Annotated in this window: 17 protein-coding genes, 1 tRNA gene and 1 rRNA gene; 14 read left to right on the forward strand and 5 right to left on the reverse strand. The window is 30.4% G+C overall.

Translation table 11 applies throughout. The annotated features are described in order from the left end of the window. Nucleotides 1–10: 10 nt before the first annotated feature. The gene (locus MR76_RS00845) at nt 11–1,063 is read right to left on the reverse strand and encodes a quinone-dependent dihydroorotate dehydrogenase (protein ID WP_024071809.1); all 1,053 of its coding nucleotides are present in this window, start codon (nt 1,061–1,063) and stop codon (nt 11–13) included. Between the two features lie 163 nt (nt 1,064–1,226). Here MR76_RS00845 and MR76_RS00850 point away from each other — a divergent pair, with 163 nt between their 5' ends. Continuing rightward, entirely contained in the window at nt 1,227–1,811 is a 585-nt protein-coding gene (locus MR76_RS00850) for a peptide deformylase (protein WP_024071810.1), read from the forward strand. 876 nt (nt 1,812–2,687) lie between these two features. Here MR76_RS00850 and argH read toward each other — a convergent pair. Then, on the reverse strand, nt 2,688–4,106 hold the full coding sequence (argH, locus tag MR76_RS00855; protein WP_024071811.1) for an argininosuccinate lyase: 1,419 nt from the start codon (nt 4,104–4,106) through the stop codon (nt 2,688–2,690). Between the two features lie 500 nt (nt 4,107–4,606). Between argH and MR76_RS00860 the strand changes: the two genes are divergently transcribed. The 3 genes from MR76_RS00860 (at nt 4,607) to pdxH (ending at nt 7,643) form a co-directional block, all read left to right on the forward strand. Next, nucleotides 4,607–5,251, forward strand: a complete 645-nt coding sequence (locus MR76_RS00860) for an alpha/beta hydrolase (RefSeq protein WP_024071812.1) — start codon at nt 4,607–4,609, stop codon at nt 5,249–5,251. Between the two features lie 388 nt (nt 5,252–5,639). Beyond that, nucleotides 5,640–6,590, forward strand: a complete 951-nt coding sequence (locus tag MR76_RS00865) for a patatin-like phospholipase family protein (RefSeq protein ID WP_024071813.1) — start codon at nt 5,640–5,642, stop codon at nt 6,588–6,590. A 459-nt stretch (nt 6,591–7,049) separates the two neighbouring features. Then, entirely contained in the window at nt 7,050–7,643 is a 594-nt protein-coding gene (gene pdxH, locus MR76_RS00870) for a pyridoxamine 5'-phosphate oxidase (RefSeq protein WP_024071814.1), read from the forward strand. A 405-nt stretch (nt 7,644–8,048) separates the two neighbouring features. Here pdxH and MR76_RS00875 read toward each other — a convergent pair whose 3' ends face one another. Continuing rightward, complete coding sequence (locus MR76_RS00875) at nt 8,049–8,339, reverse strand: BolA family protein (RefSeq protein ID WP_024071815.1); 291 nt, start codon at nt 8,337–8,339, stop codon at nt 8,049–8,051. Nucleotides 8,340–8,485: 146 nt separating this feature from the next. On the opposite strand from MR76_RS00875, the gene MR76_RS00880 reads away from it, so the two are divergent. From MR76_RS00880 to MR76_RS00910, 8 genes are all read left to right on the forward strand, one after another. Beyond that, entirely contained in the window at nt 8,486–9,301 is an 816-nt protein-coding gene (locus MR76_RS00880; RefSeq protein ID WP_024071816.1) for an EndoU domain-containing protein, read from the forward strand. A gap of 537 nt (nt 9,302–9,838) precedes the next feature. Continuing rightward, nucleotides 9,839–10,681, forward strand: a complete 843-nt coding sequence (locus MR76_RS00885; protein WP_024071817.1) for an EndoU domain-containing protein — start codon at nt 9,839–9,841, stop codon at nt 10,679–10,681. A gap of 2,164 nt (nt 10,682–12,845) precedes the next feature. Beyond that, the gene (gene dnaE, locus MR76_RS00890) at nt 12,846–16,205 is read left to right on the forward strand and encodes a DNA polymerase III subunit alpha (protein WP_024071818.1); all 3,360 of its coding nucleotides are present in this window, start codon (nt 12,846–12,848) and stop codon (nt 16,203–16,205) included. Between the two features lie 440 nt (nt 16,206–16,645). Then, nucleotides 16,646–17,932, forward strand: coding sequence for a 3-phosphoshikimate 1-carboxyvinyltransferase (locus MR76_RS00895; RefSeq protein ID WP_024071819.1), 1,287 nt, complete (start codon nt 16,646–16,648; stop codon nt 17,930–17,932). 226 nt (nt 17,933–18,158) lie between these two features. After that, nucleotides 18,159–19,668, forward strand: a 16S ribosomal RNA gene (locus MR76_RS00900). Between the two features lie 157 nt (nt 19,669–19,825). Continuing rightward, a complete protein-coding gene (sdhC, locus tag MR76_RS04690) occupies nt 19,826–20,212 on the forward strand; it encodes a succinate dehydrogenase, cytochrome b556 subunit (protein ID WP_024071820.1) in 387 nt (128 codons plus the stop codon). A 12-nt stretch (nt 20,213–20,224) separates the two neighbouring features. Beyond that, nucleotides 20,225–20,581: a succinate dehydrogenase, hydrophobic membrane anchor protein gene (sdhD, locus tag MR76_RS00905; RefSeq protein ID WP_024071821.1), complete on the forward strand. Its 357-nt coding sequence runs from the start codon at nt 20,225–20,227 to the stop codon at nt 20,579–20,581. A gap of 155 nt (nt 20,582–20,736) precedes the next feature. Then, entirely contained in the window at nt 20,737–21,999 is a 1,263-nt protein-coding gene (locus MR76_RS00910; protein WP_024071822.1) for a hypothetical protein, read from the forward strand. Nucleotides 22,000–22,349: 350 nt separating this feature from the next. On the opposite strand, the gene thiD is transcribed toward MR76_RS00910, so the two are convergent. Together thiD and MR76_RS00920 are read right to left on the reverse strand one after the other, a co-directional pair. Beyond that, nucleotides 22,350–23,159, reverse strand: coding sequence for a bifunctional hydroxymethylpyrimidine kinase/phosphomethylpyrimidine kinase (gene thiD / locus MR76_RS00915; RefSeq protein WP_024071823.1), 810 nt, complete (start codon nt 23,157–23,159; stop codon nt 22,350–22,352). Beyond that, complete coding sequence (locus MR76_RS00920) at nt 23,152–23,808, reverse strand: P-loop NTPase family protein (RefSeq protein ID WP_024071824.1); 657 nt, start codon at nt 23,806–23,808, stop codon at nt 23,152–23,154. The genes thiD and MR76_RS00920 overlap by 8 nt, the downstream gene beginning before the upstream one ends. 389 nt (nt 23,809–24,197) lie before the next feature. Here MR76_RS00920 and rpsD point away from each other — a divergent pair, with 389 nt between their 5' ends. Continuing rightward, nucleotides 24,198–24,806: a 30S ribosomal protein S4 gene (gene rpsD, locus MR76_RS00925; RefSeq protein ID WP_024071825.1), complete on the forward strand. Its 609-nt coding sequence runs from the start codon at nt 24,198–24,200 to the stop codon at nt 24,804–24,806. Nucleotides 24,807–24,821: 15 nt separating this feature from the next. After that, nucleotides 24,822–24,908, forward strand: a tRNA-Leu gene (locus tag MR76_RS00930). Nucleotides 24,909–25,275 lie beyond the last annotated feature (367 nt).

Here is a 25,275-nt window from a genome sequence, read left to right on the forward strand (position 1 = left end):
TTAAACCCTATTAGTAATTATGACCTATTGCATGACGTACTGTTGGAAATCCATCTGCAGCTAGAAGATCGGCTAATTCTAAACTTATCTTATTGGCGATATTGAGTCCGTTATAAACTATTGCAGTATATAACTGTATTAGTGATGCACCTGCTTTTATTTTTTCATATGCATGATACCCAGTACTTACCCCACCACAACCTATTAGTAGAAGCTTCTCTTGGGAAACTTTATATATTTCAGATAGTACTTGTGTTGATAGATCAAATAGTGGTTTTCCACTTAATCCGCCATGTATCTTTATATCTGTATTTAGTAGTTTATCGTGTTGTGATGAAGTGTTACTTATTATTAACCCACTGATTTTATATTTTATTGCTAGGTCTACAATATCCTGTTTTTTATTATCACTGATGTCTGGCGAAATTTTTAACATTATAGGAACAGATTCTGCATAATCTGCTAGCTTTCGAATCTCAGATATAGCTGTCAATAATTCTGATAAAAGTTCTTTTTTTTGAAATTCATGTAATCCTGGAGTATTAGGAGATGATATGTTGATTGTAATGTAATTGCTTAGACCATATACTTTCTTCACTAAGTCAAAATAGTCTTGAATGGGATCACTGGATTTTTTATTAAACCCTATATTAATACCAAATATGCAATGATTAAGCTTAATGTTGTTTACCTTATTAATTAGGAAATCTACTCCTTTATTATTAAAGCCTAAACTATTAATTATTGCTTTTTCACTTATTAATCTATGTATACGTGGTTTCTTATTCCCACGTTGAGGGTATTTTGTTACTGTTCCTACTTCGACAAATCCAAAACCAGCTGATAATAAGGGCTGTATTACTTCTGCATTTTTATCAAACCCAGCTGCAACTCCTATGGGAGTTCTTAGAAGCTTATTGAAGACTTGTATATTAAGAGATCTTGGAATTTCGATTTTTTTTACAGGAATAAAGTTATTCCTTAGTGCAAAAATTACTAATTTATGTGCAGTTTCTGGTGGTATACAGAATAGTGGATTGGTTAATATCTGTTGTAGTGACACAGTTATTTAATGATTAATTTATACGCATATACATTGATTATATCAGTTTTTTATAAAAATACTACTTGTATAACTAATAAATGTGTATAACAACTGTTAAGATAATGAAATATATAGAATTATACTATAAATTGCTTATACTAAAAGTTGAGAGGAATATAATATGAATATCTTATCTGTTGATAATGTTCAAGATTTACGAAATTTGCATGCTATATCTCATCCTATTGAAAAGGTAGATCAAGAAATTATAGCGCTAGCTAATGACATGATGAAAGTTATGGAACATAGTAAGACTGTAGGTTTATCTGCAGTTCAACTTGGGAATCATAGTAGAATGTTTATCATCAATATGTTTAGTGGATTGTTTGATGTTGCACAGGATATGAAAGTTTTGTCTGGGCATCATTCATTACATGGTAAAAATATGATATGTATAAATCCTGAAGTCCTCAGCTTTTCTGCTGAAACTGTTGATTTATTTGAGGGTTGTTCATCTGCTAAATCATATGGACTAATTAATATTACAAGACCAAAACATATGGATTTAAGATACACAGATTTATTGGGGAATGAATGTATAGTAAGAGTCTATGGTTGGCTTTCTAGATGCATGCAGCATGAACTTGATCATTTGAATGGGATATTATTAGCTAATGTTGTAGATAATATAAAAAATAACTGTGTACATAGTATTTCTCAGGAGGATCATAGTGTAGTACATATAGTGCTTGTAAATAAAAAATAACATTCTTCAATTCATAAAGGGTAGTATTTTTAACAGAAACAATGAGTTATTTAAAATACATTATGATTACAATGTTGAGATGTAATTAATAGAATATTGATGTGTGTACAGTCGAAGTAAGGTTAGTGGATATGATGAGCTTATAATAGGTGATTGATCTAATTAATTAGATTATCGTTTTATATTAATATAGAGTCTATGTTAATTATGATTTTTAATGTTGCATAGACTTCTATTTGAGATGGTATACTTGTTGATTATGATTTTCATTTTGTTATATATAAAAGGAAATACTTAATTAATTGTATAATATTGTTGTAACTGTGAGAATCACTGCCTGCTTTCTTAAGTGTTACAGCCTATTTGTTGTTTTTTGAGTATCTGTACTAAGTTCTACTAATAGCATAATCTTGGTAAAAAATGTGATTCTAGTGCATTAACTAAAGTTATTATTGATTTATAATAACTCTTTTGTTATATCGTGAGAAAGTGATTCTTATAAAGATAAATATTATTTGGTTGTTATGAAGTATTGGATGAATCTAGTAGCAGTATAATAATTCGTAGAATATTGCATCTACAAAAAATTGTTAATTTCGGAGCTTTAGTTAATGATACTATCTAGTAAGATTAATCAAGTTTCTACTAGTGAAATTTCAAGCTGATAAAAAACTAATACTTGAAGTGTATTATTATTTTTCTTGTTAACTGTTTATATTAAAAATTAGGTGGAAATATAATTGAACATCTTATCTGTGGATATTTTGTTTAATATTAACAGGGCTAAGAGATGATTAAAATTATTCTAAATGCGACTTAATTATTTATTACAATATGGTTATCTTACAAGATGTGGTAATTTCATATAAAAGTAAATTATGCATTACTTTTATTTTCTGAGTGTAAAGGAATAATATTGCTAAGGTATGATTTACCTTTTTTTATTGCTTCCATTACATTAGTAGGAGCAGTTCCTCCATAACTAGTTTTACTAGCTACTGAATTTTCTACTGATAATATTGAAAAGACATCTTCAGTTATGGAAGGAATGATTGTTTGTATTTGTTCTAGAGTTAATTCATCTAATTTACAGTGACTTTGTTCAGCTAATTTAACTATTTGTCCGGTAATTTGATGAGATTCTCTAAATGAAAGGTGAAGATTTTTTACTAGCCAATCTGCGAGATCTGTTGCTGTTGAATAGTCATGTTCTGCAGCTTTTAGCATATTGTTTTTATTAATAGTGATGTTATTTAACATGCTATTCATTGCTTCTATGCACAACATTAAATTGTGTGCTGCGTCAAATAAGGGTTCTTTGTCTTCTTGCATGTCTTTGCTATATGCTAGTGGGAGTCCTTTCATAACAACTAGTATTTGGTTTAGTGATGCGAAAATCCTTCCTGTCTTCCCTCTGATAAGCTCTGCTGCATCTGGATTTTTCTTTTGTGGCATTATTGAACTTCCAGTTGTGATGTTATCAGAAAGTATTATAAATTTAAAATTGTAACTGCACCAGAGTATAATCTCTTCCGCTAGTCTTGATAAATGCATTATGCATATTGAAGCATTTGATAAAAATTCAATGACATAATCTCTATCTGATACTGTGTCTATAGAATTTTCTGTTGGACTATCAAACCCTAATTCTTGTGAAATAAAATGTCTATCTATTGGAAAAGATGTTCCTGCTAGTGCTGCAGATCCAGCGGGACATTGGTTCATACGTTTATATAGATCTTGCCAGCGTGAGCGGTCTCTTTTTAACATTTCAAAATATGCCATTAAATGATGACCTAACGTTACAGGTTGAGCAATTTGTAAATGTGTAAATCCTGGCATAATAGTATTATAATGAGCTTCGGCTATATTAAGTATAGTTTGTTGTAATCCATGTAACTGAGTCTCTAATTTGACTATTGATTTCCGTATCCAAAGTTTAAAATCTGTTGCAACTTGGTCATTGCGGGATCTTGCAGTGTGCAATTTTCCTGCAATACTACCTATCATTTTTTTTAAGTTATGTTCTATATTCATGTGTATATCTTCTAGATCTGTACTAAACTCAAAAGTACCAGATGAGATTTGGTTGTATATTACCTCTAATCCATGAATAATAAGTTGTCCTTCATATTTGCTAATAATTTTTTGGTTAACTAGCATTTTGCAATGTGCTATTGATGCAGCTATATCTTCTTCATATAACGTTTTATCGAACGATATTGATTCGTTAATCTTTTTCATAATATCACTAGGAGATGTACTAAATCTTCCTCCCCATAAAGGATTCTTCATATGATTGCTTGTTATTATGACTTATTGTCATATTATCTTGAAAACAACTAGAAATTACAATGATATTTAGCTTTTTTATGTGATTAATGTGTGTTTTGTTGTAAAAACATTGTTATAAAAAGAATTTAGTAATGTATTTGATGTATATAATAATTAAATAATGATTTTAATACCCTTAATATTTAATATTTTTACATTGAGGAAAGTAATATTGTCCATAAATTCTGTTTATGCGTATGTAAGATGCTTGTATTATAAGATGAAGTATGGGGAATGGTTCTTTAAATGTTGTACATATTCAAGCTGATTGCTGGATTGAAAAATTTACGTATGATGGTTGAGTAAAAATGTTTTAATTGTATATGTGCTGTTATGACCGCAGTTTGATATAAGGGTTTTCTTATTGGTAATTCTATTACTATTGTTTATACATATTTAGTGTTTTTTGTTTGGTAAATAGTGATATACATTTACGGTTATTAATATGTAGGAGAGATGTTGTGAGTGTAATTATTAATGGACCTAGTTTTAGTTCTGGTAGTTCTGCTAATATTTTAGTTGTACTACTTCATGGGAGAGGAGCAACTGGTAATAGTATACTATCAGTAGGGCATTTAATGGGTAAACTCTTACCTGATGCTTACTTTATAGCTCCTAATGCTCATATAAAATATGGAGACGCAGGATATGCATGGTTCAGCGGACGTGATTTTTCGGAAGATGTAATATTTTCTGATATGGAAAAGACAGCCTTGATTGTAAATAATTTTATAGATCTACAATTAAAAAATATTGGGTTAAGTAACGATAAATTAGTTTTAGTTGGATTTTCCCAGGGGGCAATGTTAGCAGTACATATAGCATTATTAAGGAAGAAAAAATGTGCTTCTGTAATATCTTATTCAGGAGCTATAATATGTCCAAATTACTTAAAACATAGAATAAATGTGAAACCTGATATTTGTGTAATTCACGGGACAGAAGACGAAGTAGTACCATTCTCATTTTTTGATGGTGCTGTTGAGTTTTTATTGAATAATGATGTACCTTTGGAAAGTCATGCAATTTCTGGATTAGATCATAGTATCAATAGTACTGGTATAGAGATAGGTGCAAGATTTATAGCAAATAGGCTTTCTTCCTGATTAATTTTCAGATAAGTTTTTCAGATATGCAGATTCGTATACCTTAATTACTGTGTGAGATTTATGTTAATAGTGATTTTTCTTTGTAGTTCTATGTAGAACTATGCTATGTGTTGTTAGTTTTTCAATAAAAGCAATAAGTAAGTAATGCTAATATATTAAAAATATAAGAAAGATAGTTTATATTGTTGCTAATGAAAGCATATTATAAACTTATTTTATGTGTTAAGAGATATATTAATAATATGTAAAAAAGAATTATTATACTGATATGCTGAGAAAAGAGTTGTGGATATCAGATACATTGTTCTGTACTATTGTAAATCCAGTATAATATTAGTTTATGTTTTTAAATAGAGTTAAATAATAAAGTACGTGAGGTATGGTTATGACTAAATATATTTTATCAATAGATGGGGGTGGAGTTAGAGGTATAGTAGCAGCAACTATACTGCAGGAAATAGAGAAAAGAATAAATAAACCATTATGTAAGGTGTTTGACTTGGTATCAGGTAGTTCAGTTGGTAGTCTTATAGGTGGTGCACTGTGCCTTAAGAATGTTGATGGTACACCTAAGTACAATACAAGTGATTTGTTAGATTTGATGTTAAAATATTCTGGGAAGATTTTCTCTAACTCGAGTATTAGAAAGAATATTTTTTCGTTAATTGTTGGGCCTAAATATTCTGATAAAAATTTGAATTCAGTGCTAAAAGAAATATTTGGAAATGTTGTAATGAAAGACTTGGGAGCAAATTTTATTGTTCCAAGTTATGATTTGTATTCTAGTCAAACAGTAATGTTTAGAAGTTGGATAGATAAATATCGTAATATAAAAGTGTCTGATATTACAAGAGGTGCTGTAGCTGCTCCTACTTATTTTACTCCTAAAAAGATAGTTGTAGATGATAAAAAGAAATTGTTGATTGATAGTTCTATTGTATGTAATAATCCTATTATAGCAGCATATGCTGCAGCGCAAGTGTTGTATCCAAATGAAAAATTATGTTGTTTGTCTGTGGGATGTGGTACTGTAAATAAAGATTTTTCAGATTTGCAAAATTCATTATTGTATTGGGCTGATAGGATACTGTTTGTTATCATTGATGCTGGCTTGGATGCTATAGATTATCAAATGTCTAGAATTACAAAAGAAGAAGATACATATTGTAGAATCTCTGGTAATATAGCATATTCTAAATGTGATTTTAGTGATGCTTCTCCAGAAAATATACAAAATGTCAAGAGAGATGCTCAAAAGATTGTACAGGAGAATGAAAATAGTATAAATGATTTTTGTGATATGCTTTTAAGTGATGAGAGAATTAAAAATCTATAGTTTTATGTGTTAGAGACTAAGTTAAAGTGTGTGTTATATGCGTTTAATTTGTAGTGCATATATTATAATGAGTTTCAATAGGGTATACTAAAAATATTTCTCTAATTAAGAATTTGCTGTTTGTTAAATAGGTAGTATAGCTAATGATTGGTGAATGGAGGCATATTTTACTATGTGCTGACTTTCGCTTGTTCAGAATTTTTATTCCAAAGAAGTATTGTTAATTCTGCTATAAATCAGAAAATACAGGATTGAAAGATATATAGCAGATATGATTTAGTTGAATGTTCTTATTATATACTGTAAAGAACCAGTGTATTGTTTTTTTATGGATATTGCCGATTTGTGATAAGAATATTATACAAAATAATTTTGGTAATTTGATTAGATAAAGTAAGAAGCCTTATTATGTGGATGTAGTGATAATATGTTTATGTTAGTTAGTGTTAAAGGTAAAATATGATTAAGGAAGATCCTATTGAATTGTTTGATTTATGGTATAATGAGGTATTGGAAATTCCTTCTGAACATAAAAATCCTGCGGCAATGGTACTTGCTACATGTAGTGAAGCTTTAAAACCTTCAGCAAGGGTTGTGTTATTAAAAAAGTATAGCGATCAAGGTTTTGTGTTTTTTACAAATATGAATAGCCGTAAAGGGAAAGAAATGACAGCAAATCCTTTTGTTGCTCTTGTTTTTGATTGGAGTCATATTTCTAAGCAAGTTAGGATTGAAGGTGAAATAAAAATGCTATCTTGTCAAGATGCAGATGCATATTATGCATCTAGGCCTCGTGGTAGTCAAATAGGTGCTTTGTGTTCCAAGCAGTCAAGCATTTTAGAGGATAGGGAAGATTTTATTGCGTTAATGGAACGAATGAAGATAGAGTTCCATGAAAAACCAATACCTAGACCAGATTATTGGGTTGGGGTAGTAGTAGTTCCAGTATTAATGGAATTTTGGCAAGAAGGGTTAGATAGAATTCACATTAGGTATCAGTATACTAGGGATAATAGTATGTGTGAATGGAATGTTGTAGAGCTATATCCGTAGAAAAAACTAATATTTATATGATTTGTATTTGTAAGATAATAATGTGAGATAATAAGATTTATATATGATGATTAATTACTTTTTCTTTAGTGACACTTTGGATATAAATAGGATTCACACTAGATATCAGTGTATTGGGTGGGGTGTGTGTGAAAGTTATATAAGCTGGTGGCTATGATTATAGAATTGATGATAATGTGATCTCATATGATGTGATAATCTGTTAGTATTAATGTTGCTTTTGGTTTATTTCGGAAGACTTAAATAGTAGAGTTTTATGTTAATGTACAGAATAGTTTGTTGTACTTTATAGGATGTGGATTAAGTAATGATTTGTTAATATCTTTTCCAAAGTTTATTTATTAACATTGGTTATTTTAACTGTGTTATTGGTTATAGTAGTACTTAGCTACTTTCTTCTAAAAGAGTGTTGTACTCTGCTTTTGTATAAAGTGAAAACGAAATTGAGTGTATCAGTTTTATTTCTTCCTCTAAAATCTTATACAATAATTTGTGTCTGTTGATTATACTCATTTCTAAAAAATCGTTAGATACTATTTGTACTTTTAAATGTGAAGTACTATAAATAGATTGAAAAACATGATCTCTATGCTTGAAAGATTCATCTATTACTTCAATCTTGAATACATTTAACGCTGATGTAATTTTACTTTTTATTGTTTGAACGACATCCATTGACTTTTGTACTACTTATCATGTCATTGTAATGTTTTTACTTTACTTGACAATGCTTTTTTTTTCGTGGAAAAAATTCTAAAAAATAGTACAATCATCTTGGCGTTAAATAAGTTAATTTTTTTATCATTTGAGGGAATAATATTGTGAGATTTTATAAGTATATATATTTCTGCTTTTTTCTGTTGCCATTCAGTCTGATATTATCTGTAGCTGCGGTTGATATGTCTGATCAATGTGTTAATCATCCGTCTGGTATAAATCCTTTTTTTAGAACGGGGGAATATCATAAATGTGATGATTTGCTTGATCCTCCTGTGCTTAATGAATTTGATAAAGCTGTCTTGGATATTTGTGGTGATTGGGGTAATACTCCAAAAGTAAAAGACTTTAAAGATATGTTAAATAAAAAAGAGTATAAAAAGTATGTTGATGAGATATATCAAGGATTGAATCATCAAGTGGTTACTCCAAATGCAGATCTTGATAAGTTTAAAAATGAACTAGCAGAGTTATGGTTTAATAGGGATGGATTTACTCATATAATGTGTGGGCAACCTAGACGAAGTAGGTTAAGTGGTATGCATTTCTTTGGACGTTACATACAAGCTCAAGAAAATAAATGGGCTGGTAGACATTATGATAGTGTATCCGATGAAATTAGTGATAAAGTATTTACTATTGGAGTTGTATTTAAGAATCGTAGAGGAGAATTAGTAGTTGATCATAGAAAGGGTTATGATTTTTTACATGCTAATGAGATTATACTACATGCTACAAATGCTTATAAAGGATTTGCTAAGGGCCCAATATTAGAGCTAAGGAGAGCTAAACACTGTCTTTATGATAGTGAAGGTGTTACTTATGTATTTGTAGCTCGTAAAGGTTCTATTGTTACATTTTTTGCAGATTTAACACCAAATTGTGCAAAGGGTGAAACAGAGTGTAGCTGTATACAATAGGAATCAATTTGTGCTACTGTGCAGCTAATGTATCAATATGGTTACATGTAAATGTGTGGTAGCACATTATTATTAAATTTCTTATACGAATTGTTTTTGTATTGCTTAGAAAATGTGAATATTTTCAACTTTTAACTGTGCTAAAGTAGCTTGTTATAATTTTTTTGTATATGTCAAATATGCAACCTTAGGCATTTTGTTTATTGAGTTTTTGTTGTTTTTACTAAATGGTAATAGCTTTTGTATGATAATAGATTATATTCTGTTCCTTAATGTTAGTTTTGTTCTGTTATTTGAGATCTTGTATAATAGCCTTGTTATTAGAAATTGTTGATATGACTTGTATTATAAATAAACATTGTAGTTCCTTATGTTTTACGATTGAACGCATTGATAAATAAATATTTCTGTTGTACGGATTTTGTGAATATTATGTATTTTTAAGTTAAAAGGATGACTATCTCGCAATATAACGATATTGATTATTAATTTACATACTAAATTTTGTATTTTTGAAGTAATTTTGGAGATGATGTTATGAGAATTTATAAATATATATGGTTGTGGGTTATTTTTTTTCCAGTTAATTTAATTGCTTGTTCATGTCTTCATGTTTCTGATGAGGCTGTAAAAAAACAAGTAGATTCTACTGGATGTCTCAGAAATGAATCTATCATGAATCCTTTTTTTAAAGTTACTGACGATGATGACTGTGACTTGCCTGTTGCTCCTGAAATGAATAAATTTGATAGGGCTGTACTAAATGTTTGTGGAAATTGGGGTAATACTCCTAGGGCAGACTTTTTTAAACTTATTTTAGATAATATAGAATATAAAGAATATGTTGATAAGCTTTATGAAGGTTTAAATCATCAAGTATTTACTCCGAATGCAAGTTTGGCACAATTTAAAGATGAACTAACTGAGTTATGGTTTAATCAACAAGCTTTTGCTCATATTATGTGTGGGCAGCCTGAAATACTTAAATTAGGTGGTATGCATTTTTTTGGTCGTTATATTCAGGCTCAGGAAAATCATTGGGCTGGTAGGCACTATGATAGTGCTGTTGTTGATGAAGTAAGTGATAAAGTTTATACAATTGGAGTAATATTTAGAAATTCTAACAGTCAACTAACTATCGATCATAGAAAAGGTTGTGATTTTACACATGCTGATGAAATTATATTGAATGCAACAAAAGCATATAAAGAGTTTTCTAAGCATACAAAGTTAAGTGATGATGTTACAAAAAAATGTCTTTATAACAATAATGGTGTGACTTATACGTTTGTAGCGAAGAAAGGTGCTATCTTTACTTTTTATTCGACTTTGACACCAGAATGTGATCCTGGGGAAACAGAATGTAATTGTGTAAAATAAAGAAATTTTGCTGTTATATAGTAAAGTGTACTTATTATTACTAAAATAGTAAATCACATATGTAGAATGGTATGGTTAGGTAACGTTCTGAACTTTAACTGTATAATTTAGGTTATTGTTTTTTAATGTTTAGTAATTTTTAAAATAGTTATGTACTGAGTGTTTTGATATTAACAGGTTATATGTGAGTGCTGTGTTTTTTTATTCAGTAATTACTATAGAGTGTACATGAATTGCTTGATAATGGATAACGTGTATAACTTATTTAATTTTTACTCATTCAAATTGTGTCAGCATATTATTGCCAAATTTTAATATCCTGAGTTATTATTTTTATGGATATTTGTGATTTTGAAACGTAATAAATCTGAATATGCCTAATGAAAAATGCAGTAAGTGTGTAAATACTATTATTAATTTATGATTACAAGGCGTACATAAGTTGCTTAATGAATGATGGATAACGATAACTTATTTAATTTTTACTCATTCAAATTGTGTCAGCATATTATTGCCAAATTTTAATATCCTGAGTTATTATTTTTATGGATATTTGTGATTTTGAAATATAAATCTGAGTATGCTTAATGAAAAATGTAGTAAGTGTGTAAATACTATTATTAATTTATGATTACAAGGCGTACATAAGTTGCTTAATGAATGATGGATAACGATAACTTACTTAATTTTTACTCATTCAAATTGTGTCAGCATATTATTGCCAAATTTTAATATCCTGAGTTATTATTTTTATGGATATTTGTGATTTTGAAACGTAATAAATCTGAATATGCCTAATGAAAAATGCAGTAAGTGTGTAAATACTATTATTAATTTATGATTACAAGGCGTACATAAGTTGCTTAATGAATGATGGATAACGATAACTTACTTAATTTTTACTCATTCAAATTGTGTCAGCATATTATTGCCAAATTTTAATATCCTGAGTTATTATTTTTATGGATATTTGTGATTTTGAAACGTAATAAATCTGAATATGCCTAATGAAAAATGCAGTAAGTGTGTAAATACTATTATTAATTTATGATTACAAGGCGTACATAAGTTGCTTAATGAATGATGGATAACGTGTATAACTTATTTAATTTTTACTCATTCAAATTGTGTCAGCATATTATTGCCAAATTTTAATATCCTGAGTTATTATTTTTATGGATATTTGTGATTTTGAAACGTAATAAATCTGAATATGCCTAATGAAAAATGCAGTAAGTGTGTAAATACTATTATTAATTTATGATTACAAGGCGTACATAAGTTGCTTAATGAATGATGGATAACGATAACTTATTTAATTTTTACTCATTCAAATTGTGTTAGCATATTATTGCCAAATTTTAATATCCTGAGTTATTATTTGCAGGATATTTGTGATTTTGAAATATAAATCTGAGTATGCTTAATGAAAAATGCAGTAAGTGTGTAAATACTATTATTAATTTATGATTACAAGGCGTACATAAGTTGCTTAATGAATGATGGATAACGATAACTTATTTAATTTTTACTCATTCAAATTGTGTCAGCATATTATTGCCAAATTTTAATATCCTGAGTTATTATTTTTATGGATATTTGTGATTTTGAAATATAAATCTGAGTATGCTTAATGAAAAATGCAGTAAGTGTGTAAATACTATTATTAATTTATGATTACAAGGCGTACATAAGTTGCTTAATGAATGATGGATAACGATAACTTATTTAATTTTTACTCATTCAAATTGTGTCAGCATATTATTGCCAAATTTTAATATCCTGAGTTATTATTTGCAGGATATTTGTGATTTTGAAATATAAATCTGAGTATGCTTAATGAAAAATGTAGTAAGTGTGTAAATACTATTACTATACAATGTACTAGATCATTTACTATGTGATTAATTATATCTATTTGATTCCTTACTTATTTTAAATAATCATTTTGTAATGTTCTTATTACAATAATTTTTATTACTACAATTTTGCTTTTTGATTTGTTGTTATAAATTATTATTGTATATCTATTTATTAAATATAAATTAAGTATTGGGTAGGATACTCTAGTTTTAGAGATGGTTAAATGTTTGGTAACTCTTACTAAAAACGTATTTGTATTATTTGATAGATTAACGTGAAAATTGCTTATTAATTGGTAATTATGAGTCAAATATTTGTTCATCTTAGGTCTCATAGTGATTACTCCTTGCTTCATGGGATGGTAAAGATAGATTCTTTAGTGAACTTATGTGTTCAATATAATATGCCTGCGTTGGCATTGACAGATTCAGGGAATCTGTTTGGATCTTTAGAATTTTCTTATTGTGCATCTAGTTCAGGTGTGCAGCCTATTATAGGCTGCAACATAATGATAAGTTATGGTGATGATAATATTGGAGAACTGGTATTATTGGTTAAAGATCAAGTAGGATATAATAATATTGTTAATCTTGTTAGTAATTCATTTAAAGATAATCAATCTAACAAAATTAATAGAATAGATTTAGAAGAACTTATTGAGTTGAAAGATGGTATTATTGTTCTAACAGGAGGTCATGATGGATTTTTGGCTCAACTTTTGTTGGGGAATGTAATTGACTATGGCATTGTAGATAAATTGTTGCTTGCTTTTAAAGGAAATCTTTATGTTGAGCTCCAGCGTCATGGAGTAGAAGAAGAACAATTCATAGAGAGAACGCTTATTAATTTTGCTTATGAAAAAGATCTACCATTGGTTGCTACGAATGATGTGTTATTTGCAGAAAGAAATGATTTTTTAGCACATGATGTTTTATCTTGCATATCAGATGGTAATTATATTGCTCAAGAAGATAGAAAGATGTTTACGGAAGAGCATTATTTTAAGTCTTCTGACGAGATGTATGAATTGTTCAAGGATATTCCCGAAGCAGTTTCCAATACTGTGTTAATAGCACAGCGTTGTTCTTTTATGCTAGAAACTAGAAAGCCTATATTACCTCACTTTCCGTGTTCGAGTGGTAAAAATGAAAGTCAGGAATTAGTAAGTCAGGCTATTGATGGTTTGGATAATCGTTTGACAGGTAAAAATTTATCTGAAGAGCAAGTTTCTAAGTATTATGAAAGATTGCATTATGAATTGGATATTATTATTTCGATGGATTATGCTGGATATTTTTTAATAGTATCCGATTTTATATGTTGGAGTAAAAGAAATGATATAATGGTAGGTCCTGGTAGAGGATCTGGAGCTGGTTCTCTTGTTGCTTGGTCTTTGCAAATTACTGATCTTGACCCTATAGAATTTGGGTTGATTTTTGAAAGATTTTTGAACCCTGATCGTATTTCGATGCCGGATTTTGATATTGATTTTTGTCAAGAAAAGAGAGATTACGTTATAGAGTATGTAAGGAAAAAGTATGGTTATGTTGCTCACATCATAACTTTTGGTAAGTTACAGGCTAAAGCTGTACTTCGTGATGTAGGTAGAGTTATGCAGATGCCTTATTTTCAGGTAGATAGAATCTGTAAAATGATCCCTCATAATCCAGTTAGGCCTGTTACTTTATCCGAAGCAATAGAGATGGATAAAAACTTACAGAAAGAACGAGATGATGATGAAACAGTTGCTAAATTGTTAGAAATATCATTGAAGCTTGAAGGGCTCTATAGGCATGTTTCAATACATGCTGCAGGTATTGTAATTTGTGATAGAAAGTTAGAAGAGCTACTGCCTTTGTATTATGATAGCACATCTTTTCTTCCTATTACTCAGTATAATATGAAATATACTGAAAAAGCAGGATTGGTGAAGTTCGATTTTTTAGGGTTGCGGACGTTAACTGTAATAAATCAGATTTGTCATCTAGTTAATAGGAGAGGTAAGAGTATTGATATATCACGTATTCCGTTAAATGATAAAAAAACATATGAAATGTTGTCTACAGGTGATTCTGTTGGGGTATTCCAGCTCGAAAGTTCAGGCATGAGAGAAGTAATTAGCAAACTAAAACCAGATAGTATAAATGATATTATAGCATTAATTTCTCTGTATAGACCAGGTCCTATGGATAACATATCTACATACATAGCACGTAAGCATGGACTTGAGAGACCAGATTATATACACCCAATTTTAGAAGATGTTCTTAAAGAGACTTTTGGAGTTATAATTTACCAAGAGCAAGTAATGGAAATTGCTAAGATAATGGCAGGATATAGTTTAGGTGAAGCAGATTTGTTAAGACGTGCAATGGGAAAGAAGATCAAAGAGGAAATGGATAATCAACGTAGAACTTTTATAAATGGTGCTATTAGCAATGGGATAGAGGAAGAAAAAGCGAGTTATATTTTTGATTTAGTAGCGAAGTTTGCAGGTTATGGTTTTAATAAATCGCATGCTGCAGCTTATGCTTTAATTAGTTATCAAACAGCTTATTTAAAAGCTAATTATACACTAGAATTTTTTACTGCTTCTATGAATTTGGATATAGCGGATAAAGATAAGTTAGAAATGTTGTGTCATCAAGCAAAGTTGCATGGTATTGAAATATTGCCTCCAGATATTAACTCTTCTAAGGTATTCTTTACTGTTGAAGGAACATCATCTATTAGATATGCTCTTGGAGCTCTTAAAAATGTAGGACAGCACTCAGCAAAGGAAATAGTAGATGATGTTGCTTATAAAGATATATGGGATTTTATTGATAGAGTAAGTACCAAGTGTGTACATAAGAGAATATTGGAGAGTATTATTAAGGCAGGAGTTCTAGATAGTATTCATAGCAATAGAAAACAGCTTTTTGAATCAGTTTTTCTATTTTTGGATATTATTGAGTATAATAAATACAATTCTAATTTTAATCAGTTTAGTTTATTTAATGATAGAAATCATTATAAGTTATCAGAAACTGATGATTGGACTAAGGAGGAAAAATTAAATAATGAATTTTCTTCTATAGGCTTTTATCTTAATCATCATCCTATGGAGAATTATAAATATCTTTTAAAAAAATTAAATATAGGGTTTATTAATTATGATGATATATCTTTGTATAATAATAAAATTGCAGGCATAATTTCTAATGTTAAAGTTCGTTCTACGAATAGAGATAAATTTGCAGTTGTAACTCTTTCTGATCCTTATAATATTCATGAAATAGTTTTTTATAATGGAAGTATAATAGAAGATAACAAAGATTTATTTACTAGTGGTGCATCTGTAATTATTGAAATGGATAATGCTTTTTATAGTACTTCAGTAAGATTACTTGGTAAGAATATTTATAGTTTTGAAAGCAAAATTTCTTCTATTATAAGAAGTATGGTTATATATGCTAATGCTGAGGATAGTATTGTAATAAAAGAGCTATCCAGTTTATTAAAAGGGGGTCCCACTGTTGTATTAATTGATCTAGTACTTGCAAGTAATCATGTTACAATTCGGTTACCAAATAGCTTTTTAATTACTCCTTTAGTCTTTGTAGAAATTTTTAAGTTAAATTGGGTAAGAGATATTGAGATTAATAGTGTTTTAATTTAATGTTATCTCATATTTTATGGTAGTCATATATTAAGGAAAGGGTAGTATGTAATTGTTATTTTTTATTCTTAAGTGTGTTTATGGTTTTGCGAAGAAGCTACATTTTTAAAAGTAGTGTATTTTAACTAATAGAAGAGAAAGATATATTAGTTGATAATTGTGATGTTTAGCAATGTGTTATATTATCCAAATATATAGCTGATGGTACTTCTTGTTGATGATTGGATAAGTTGTAAAGTATAGAGTTGTATTTATATGTACTTTAGATTTTTAATAATGTTTAGATACTTTTATATGTAATGAATATCTGGTCATGTTGAAATATATCTAATACTAGTTTAAGCCTTTTTTGATAATGTGGTTTATAGAAATAGGGATTGATAAATTTGATGATAATTATGTTCTGCTAGCCTTGTGTTACTATAGTGGGAGTAGTGGTTATGGTGATCATATCCGAGAGAACATATCGTATATGTGGTCATGTAAATATAGTAAAGGATAGTTTACTTTCGCATGTAGCATTAATTTTAGCATCTCAGGTAGTAGGGGTGACTAAAATTTATGATATTGACTTTAATAGTGATATAATGCTAACTATCAAATCTTTGAATTTGCTTGGTGTTAAAGTTAGATATAATAAAAATAATAGAATTTGCACTATAGAAGGAATGGGTGTAGGAGGTTTCCTTTGTCCAAAAGATGTGTTGTATTTTAATGATCCATCTATTTATATGATGATGGGGTGTTTATCTAATTGTCCTTTTACATCTTTTTTATGTGGATATACTAATTTAAATATTGGCAATGTAATGAAGCCATTATTGTTAATGGGGGCTAGATTTGTTTCGAATTACAATAAATTACCAGCTGCTTTAGTAGGCTGTATAGACATGTTACCTATAAAATATGGGACTAAAGAGGATGAGGTAAAAACAGCAATAATGTTTGCTTCATTGAATACGTACGGTACTACAACTATAGTTAGTACTCCTAGTCAGGGTCAAGCTAGTATTATACATATGCTACGATATTTTAACGTTGAAGTAGAATGTTTTATAGATAAGGATTTGATAAACACAGTTAATATATCTGGTCAACGTGAATTATATTCCAAGGATGTATGTATCCCTAATGATTTTTTCTGTATGTTGTCGTTTATAATTGTAGCTTTAATTTTGAAGGGATCAGAAATCACCATATTGAATGTTTTATTGAACAATAGAATGAAAAATCTTCATAAAATTTTGGTAAAAATGGGTGCAAATCTTTTTTTTATCAATAAGAGAAGAAATGCAGTTGGAGAAGAGATTGTGGATCTTGTGGTTAAAGATAGTGTCTTGCAAGGAGTCGAGTGTCTATCGAGTGAAAATTTTGATATCGATGAATACTTATTTATGGTGATACTGGCTGCATATTCTGATGGTATGACGGTTTTGAATGGTGTGTTTATGGATAAAAGATTGAGAGCTGTTATTGATGAACTAATAAAATGTGGAGTAAGGGTAGCGGTAGAGGTAAATTGCATAATTATTTATGGATGTTCTGGCAATGTTCTCGATTGGGATTCAGTAGATGCATGTTACGATTTTAAAATGACAGTATTATTTTTGGTTATGGGTATAATTTCTAATAGTTTTTTTGAAATAAAAAATGTTAGAAAAACAAGTGATTTACTTACAATAATTGGATTATTTAATAAACATGGAGCTAAGATTAGAATTGCCTAATTTATCATTTTAAAATTAATGTTAAAAAATGTATTGACATTAAGCATATATTAATGGATAATCCAACCCATGGCTAAGTGCCATAAATGATGAAGTTGTTTGAATAGTTTAAAGTTTATAGAATAGAAATAAAGGCGGCGATGCATAATAGCTATATTTATTTATCATGCATTGACGTATTTATATTTGTTTGCATGAGTCCAAATCATATTATATATGGTTTGTCAAACTTGAGAGTTTGATCCTGGCTCAGAACGAACGCTGGCGGCAAGCCTAACACATGCAAGTCGAACGGATAGCTACCCATAGCTTTTTTAGCTATAGGTTCGCTATTAGTGGCAGACGGGTGAGTAATGCATAGGAATCTACCTAGTAGTATGGAATAGCCATTAGAAATGATGGGTAATACTGTATAATCCCTGCGGGGGAAAGATTTATCGCTATTAGATGAGCCTATGTTAGATTAGTTAGTTGGTAAGGTAATGGCTTACCAAGACTATGATCTATAGCTGGTCTGAGAGGACGATCAGCCACACTGGAACTGAGATACGGTCCAGACTCCTACGGGAGGCAGCAGTGGGGAATATTGGACAATGGGCGAAAGCCTGATCCAGCTATGCCGCGTGAGTGAAGAAGGCCTTCGGGTTGTAAAGCTCTTTCAATAGGGAAGATAATGACGGTACCTATAGAAGAAGTCCCGGCAAACTCCGTGCCAGCAGCCGCGGTAATACGGAGGGGGCAAGCGTTGTTCGGAATTATTGGGCGTAAAGGGCACGTAGGTGGACTAGTAAGTTAAAAGTGAAATACCAAAGCTTAACTTTGGAGCGGCTTTTAATACTGCTAGACTAGAGGTCGAAAGAGGATAGCGGAATTCCTAGTGTAGAGGTGAAATTCGTAGATATTAGGAGGAACACCAGTGGCGAAAGCGGCTGTCTGGTTCGATACTGACACTGAGGTGCGAAAGCGTGGGGAGCAAACAGGATTAGATACCCTGGTAGTCCACGCTGTAAACGATGAGTGCTAAATGTGAGGATTTTATCTTTGTATTGTAGCTAACGCGTTAAGCACTCCGCCTGGGGACTACGGTCGCAAGACTAAAACTCAAAGGAATTGACGGGGACCCGCACAAGCGGTGGAGCATGTGGTTTAATTCGATGCAACGCGAAAAACCTTACCACTTTTTGACATGAAGGTCGTATCCCTCCTAACAGGGGGAGTCAGTTCGGCTGGACCTTACACAGGTGCTGCATGGCTGTCGTCAGCTCGTGTCGTGAGATGTTGGGTTAAGTCCCGCAACGAGCGCAACCCTCGTCCTTAGTTACCAACAGGTAATGCTGGGCACTCTAAGGAAACTGCCAGTGATAAACTGGAGGAAGGTGGGGATGATGTCAAGTCAGCACGGCCCTTATAAGGTGGGCTACACACGTGCTACAATGGCAACTACAATAGGTCGCGAGACCGCAAGGTTTAGCTAATCCATAAAAGTTGTCTCAGTTCGGATTGTTCTCTGCAACTCGAGAGCATGAAGTCGGAATCGCTAGTAATCGTGGATCATCATGCCACGGTGAATACGTTCTCGGGTCTTGTACACACTGCCCGTCACGCCATGGGAATTGGCTTAACTCGAAGCTGGTGTGCTAACCGAAAGGAAGCAGCCATTTAAGGTTGGGTTAGTGACTAGGGTGAAGTCGTAACAAGGTAGCTGTAGGTGAACCTGCGGCTGGATTACCTCCTTTTAGGCTTTCTTATCCGATGTTATTTTTTAGTAATGTTTTGATAAGGTGCTACGCCGTCTTTATTTCTATTTTGTCTGATTGTTTTATCTGAATGGTTGATCTTTATAGTTAGGCATAGATTTCTTTAAAATTTGTTTTATTTTTGTAAAATTTGATAATGTCAAAAATTAGGCCTTTATCACCGCATTTGCAGATATACAAGGTTGTATATAAGCTTTCTATTATGCATCGGTTTACTGGCATAATATTACTTTTAGGTTTATTAATTCTTGCTTGGGGGCTTATTGCTTCCTTCTTGTGTCCTCAGGTGGTTTATGGAATTTATAATTTTCTTTATAGTTCTTATATTTCATTATATTGCTTTAAGTTATTAGCTTTTATTTGGTTAAACGTGTTGTGTTACCACTATCTAAATGGTATAAGGCATATTTTATGGGATTTAGGGCTAGGTTTAACTAAATCTGCAGTAAAAATTACAGGAATAGTAGTTGTTTGTTTATGCCTATTCTCATCTTTTATACTTTATAGTTTTTTCCTAAGTTAATGGTATAAAGTTATGGTTAGTCATTCAGTGTATCATTGGTTGTTTCAAAGAATTACAGCTTGTATTTTACTTCCTTTGTCCCTATGGTTTTTATTTAAGTTTCTTGGTGTTATTTCTTTAATACTTAAGTCTTTTCCAGAGTGTCGTTTATCTATTTCAGATGTAAGTAGTACTGATCTTATTGTTTTACTGTGCTTTTTTATATTTGCATTTTATCACGCAGTCTTAGGTATGCAGGTTATATTAGAAGATTATATACACTCTGTTGTGTTAAGGGCATCTGTATTTCTTGTTATTAAGGGGATTGTAGTTTTAACTACATTGTTTTTAGCATTTATAATTTTATATAACGTGTTTTTAAAATACTAATGCTTTTTTATTTTCTATGCCTTTGATGAATAAGAAAATTTCTAGCTAAGTAGTTCTATTTTCTTTATTAAATATTTTTGATATTAATTTTTTTACTATTATATAATATGATATATTTAAATATATAATTATTATAGTAATGTTGATTAAAAAATATGTTGAATAATTTTTCTCGTGCTCTTAGGAATGGTGTTAGATTTATACCGTTTTCCCCTTCGAAGGTCTTTGGTGCTGTACGTACAATATATAGTTATTTTGGTGTTGTGCCACTTCTTAGATTATTGCCTGACTTTGGGATTAATCAAAAAGTTATATGCAGAGCGCAACTTCCAGTTTTACATAGAAATCAAACATGTAAATATGTGTCAAGTAAATGTCATAAGTTGGGTTTAGAGCTTCAGGGAAACTATGTAATATTTCAGGGAAAAAGATATCCAGTTGTTCCATTAACAGGTCCTGATAAAGAACCGGTTGTAAATGTACAAGGACATAGGTTATATGCTATAAATACTGCTGGAACTAATCATTATAAGGATTTTGAATCTAAATCAGAAGAAAACAAAGTGTTAGTTGTGGCTTATGATGGTAGAAAATGTGTTGATCCTGTTGTGAAAGGTGATAATAGAAATGTTTTCTTGAGTACAGAATGCAGTGTTTACCCTTTCTCTTTTTCTGTTAAATCTTATGAAACTGGACAGGTAGAATTTTTTCTTTCTTTCCTTATGTTACCATTCAATGTAGCTGGATTAGCTGTTGGATGTATAGGTAGGTTAAGTGCTTCAGTATTACTTGGTATAGCACGATGTGCTAATAGTTTGAGTGGCTATCTTGCTGAAAAAGTAGATAAAAAAATAATACATGGAAGTTCTGGGGTTTTACCAGATACTAAAAAGCCGTATTTTCTTACATCATTAATATTTTTATTATCTATTATTGGAAATAGTTTGACGTGTTGTTCTACGGTTCTTAAAAATGCTGGTAATTTTGCTGAATCTGTAATAAGGGCTCCTAGCGCAATAGCAAATGGTATACATAACAATAATATAAGATGTTTACCAATGATGGCAGGGATAGCTGCTATTAATCAGTCAGCAAAATCATTGTTTTCAGGTCTTAAAGATTCAGGTGTAGATTTGGTTAAAACATGTGTACTATGTAAAGCTAGGTTGTGTGGAGATGAAGGAACTTTAAGACAGCATATAAGTGATAAACAGGGGCTTATTCCCGTTCAGAAAGAAAACAAAGAAGAATCATCACAGGAAGCAAAACAGACTCAGAAGCGAAAGATTAGCCGTCAAGATTTGAACCAAATAGCTCAACTTGGTAGTAAATTAAGTGAGGAACTTTTGTGTGGTACAAAGGAAGATATCAGTCGAGAAATAAGTAAACAAAAGAAAACATCTACTAAAGCTGTATAGTAGTCACATATTATACAATAATTAAGGGAAAGCTGAATTTGTAAACATTATTTGCTGTTACTGATTACAAGAATAAATTTATTGTATATATGATCATTAGAAAATATTTATAAGTGATATATTGTCAGATAAAACATTTATTAAATTGACACTATAATAAAATATTCTCACTTTTTGAAACTTAGAATATATTTGTTGCGTTATAGCTGCAAGAGTAAAACTGTTTTATAATTGTCAATAAAATGTGTAAAATTGTAGTATATAAATGGTGCTACTAAATTATTTAATTAAAGTTGAAAATTATAAATCGGTAGCATAGAAATGGAATTTTCGAAACTAAAGATTTTTTATTAAGGATCAGTGTTTATGATGTTGTAGTTATGAAATACAGGGTTGTTACCTTTTCCTATTTGTGGCACTGTCTTTATAGTATTGAGGATATATTGAATGCCTAGATTTACACTCTCTTGTATTGAAATTTTTTGTGACATGAAACTTGCGATGGCTGAGGATAAGGTACAGCCTGTGCCGTGCAACTCATCATTAAATGTTCTTTTATGTTGGAAGTTCAAGATTTGATCTTTTTCTGTAAGTAAAATATTATTTATAATTTCTTGATTCATATGTCCACCTTTAATCAAAACATATTTTGTCCCTAATGATTTTATTATTTGACTTGCTTTTATCATATCATTTTGATCTTTTATATCGATTTGAGCTAATGCTTCTGCTTCTGGTATATTTGGTGTAATTATTGTTGCTTTTGGAATTATATGTTCTATAAAATCAGAAATTGCATTATTATCCATTAGTCTGAAATTTGATGCTGATACCATTACTGGATCTACAACAATAGGGATATCTGGTAAAGATAGTGCTACTGCCTTTATTGCTTCATAAGATGGTAACATGCCAATTTTTATGGTATCTATGTTGATGTCAGATAAAACAGCTTCTATTTGTTGCTGGATGATGTGTTGTGGTATGTTATATACGCTGTAAACTTGGGTTGTGTTTTGTGCTGTTACTGATGTAATGCAGCTTGCAGCATAACATCCTAGTGCAGATATAGTTTTTATATCTGCTTGAATACCAGCACCGCCTCCTGAATCAGAACCAGCTATGGTTAATACTTTACCTTTGTATTGATACTCAATCATTTTTCTCTATTATGGACTTTACAAATGGTATAGTAACACCATTATTATAATAAGGTAAGTCCCTAACTATGCATTTTACTATATTACTTAAATTTTGAAAGGAACGTTCTGTGTTATTGAGAATATAATTTATAACTTTTAACTCTATGTGTATTTGTTTATCGGCAAATAATTTTATAAGCATAATTTTTAATAATTCTTCATCTGGATTGGCTAATTTTGCGTTCATAGTGTGTAATATACGAGATTTTAGATCTTTTATATGATAATTGAGTAGTTTTGGAGCTATGGAGGAAGTCATGAGTAATAACTTTTTGTTTTCTTTTATATAATTATAATAATGTAATATCGATAGTTCGTTATCTATGTTATCTATATCTTCAATGATAAAAGCATTACTATTTGATATTATGTTTCCTATGTCGTTTTTGGTGTTGATTAAATATTGATCAATAAACATAGCATTTTTAAGTTTTTGCCATATATGAGCAAGATGGGTTTTGCCTGATCCTGATTTTCCGTATAGAATAAAGGAATTCCATTCTTGATTCATCAGCATATTGTATGTTGTTTTATTTTGCTCTAACAGTATGTAGTCGTGATAGTGATATGAATAACTATCTTCGAGATTAAATAATGTTAGCTGCATTGATTAATTACCATGATTGTGAGTTTGTTTTAACATTATAATAGTAATATTGTTGCTGCTGCCATGCTAGTAAATTTACATATTATATAAAGGAATTTATAAAGGTAATCTAATAATCCGGATTGGCAATCTAGACTATAAAGGATTCTTAGTATGTTATTGTATAAATATGTAGGTAGTACAGTCTACTAAACTCATATAATTTGCAATACTCTGTATAAATGTATAATCATAAATTCGTAAAAATACGTTGACATATATTGATAAAATTATGATACTAAAACCTATGCAGTTTTGTATTTGCAAGGCTGGGATATTTGTATCATGTTATATTAAAGAGTGTTTTTAGTACTCGTGTGTTGTTTTAAGTTGTTTATAAATAAGGATATATGGTAATACAGAGAAAATATAGAGCAAGTCGTAGATTAGGTGTAAGTCTTTGGGGGAGGTCTAAAGATCCATTTAATACAAGAAATTATCCACCTGGTCAGCATGGTAATATGGGCTATAAGAAGCCATCTGATTTTGGTAAGCAGTTTGCAGCGCATAAGAAGTTTAAGTTTTATTATGCTATAAATAGTAAACAGATGCGTAATATTTTCTTAAAAGCTTATAAGAAGAGGGGTGATACTGGAGACAATTTTGTTGGATTGTTGGAATCTAGGTTATCGACTGTTTTATATAATTCTGGACTTGTTCCAACTATTTTTTCTGCAAGGCAACTAATATCTCATAAGCATGTTTTAGTTAATGGTAAGGCAGTCAATATATCAAGCTATATTGTGAAAGTAGGTGATGTGGTTACATTGAAAGAAAAAGCAAAAAGTTTACCTGCAGTTATTTTTGCATTACAAGCTCAAGAGCAGAAGGTACCCGACTACTTAGAAGTTGATACTCAAGAAAAATCTATAAGATATTTAAGAATTCCTAAGTATTGTGAGGTACCATACCCAGCAACTATGGAAGTTAATTTGGTTATAGAGTTCTATTCTAGGTAATATATAATGCAATGCGCCCACGTGGCGGAATCGGTAGACGCTGCGGACTTAAAATCCGTTGATCGTAAGATCGTGGGAGTTCAAGTCTCCCCATGGGCACCAAGGATTATAATTTTGTAATATTCTTTGTATTTTAGGTTGGGTGTTGATTTATAATTACACGTTCTACCTGCTACTAGGTTTTGTTTTTTATGAGCTAAACAAAATTAAATTAGGTGTATTTTATTAGCGATTTATGCTGTTTTATTTGTGAGTATTCAGTATTCTTGGTCAGATAACATTGATAGAAAGATTTTTCTTGTAAGTCTTGCTACGTTATATTTTGCTTTTTTATAATTCAGGGAAGTTGTAAAAGAAAAATTGAACATAGGTATTTTTTGTGTGCATGATTACTTATGTTAATATTAGTATCGTATAAGTAGATTGTATTTATTTAATCTTGGGAGCACATAAATCTATTCTTAATTCC

This window comes from Ehrlichia muris AS145 (assembly GCF_000508225.1).
In the GTDB taxonomy this organism is placed as follows: Bacteria; Pseudomonadota; Alphaproteobacteria; order Rickettsiales; family Anaplasmataceae; genus Ehrlichia; species Ehrlichia muris.

Coding starts and splice junctions, on each gene's coding strand:
- MR76_RS00850 (WP_024071810.1), top strand. CDS start 1,227: ATGAATATCTTATCTGTTGATAATGTTCAAGATTTACGAAATTTGCAT.
- argH (WP_024071811.1), bottom strand. CDS start 4,106: ATGAAGAATCCTTTATGGGGAGGAAGATTTAGTACATCTCCTAGTGAT.
- MR76_RS00865 (WP_024071813.1), top strand. CDS start 5,640: ATGACTAAATATATTTTATCAATAGATGGGGGTGGAGTTAGAGGTATA.
- pdxH (WP_024071814.1), top strand. CDS start 7,050: ATGATTAAGGAAGATCCTATTGAATTGTTTGATTTATGGTATAATGAG.
- MR76_RS00875 (WP_024071815.1), bottom strand. CDS start 8,339: ATGGATGTCGTTCAAACAATAAAAAGTAAAATTACATCAGCGTTAAAT.
- MR76_RS00885 (WP_024071817.1), top strand. CDS start 9,839: ATGAGAATTTATAAATATATATGGTTGTGGGTTATTTTTTTTCCAGTT.
- dnaE (WP_024071818.1), top strand. CDS start 12,846: ATGAGTCAAATATTTGTTCATCTTAGGTCTCATAGTGATTACTCCTTG.
- MR76_RS00895 (WP_024071819.1), top strand. CDS start 16,646: ATGGTGATCATATCCGAGAGAACATATCGTATATGTGGTCATGTAAAT.
- sdhC (WP_024071820.1), top strand. CDS start 19,826: ATGTCAAAAATTAGGCCTTTATCACCGCATTTGCAGATATACAAGGTT.
- sdhD (WP_024071821.1), top strand. CDS start 20,225: ATGGTTAGTCATTCAGTGTATCATTGGTTGTTTCAAAGAATTACAGCT.
- MR76_RS00910 (WP_024071822.1), top strand. CDS start 20,737: ATGTTGAATAATTTTTCTCGTGCTCTTAGGAATGGTGTTAGATTTATA.
- thiD (WP_024071823.1), bottom strand. CDS start 23,159: ATGATTGAGTATCAATACAAAGGTAAAGTATTAACCATAGCTGGTTCT.
- MR76_RS00920 (WP_024071824.1), bottom strand. CDS start 23,808: ATGCAGCTAACATTATTTAATCTCGAAGATAGTTATTCATATCACTAT.
- rpsD (WP_024071825.1), top strand. CDS start 24,198: ATGGTAATACAGAGAAAATATAGAGCAAGTCGTAGATTAGGTGTAAGT.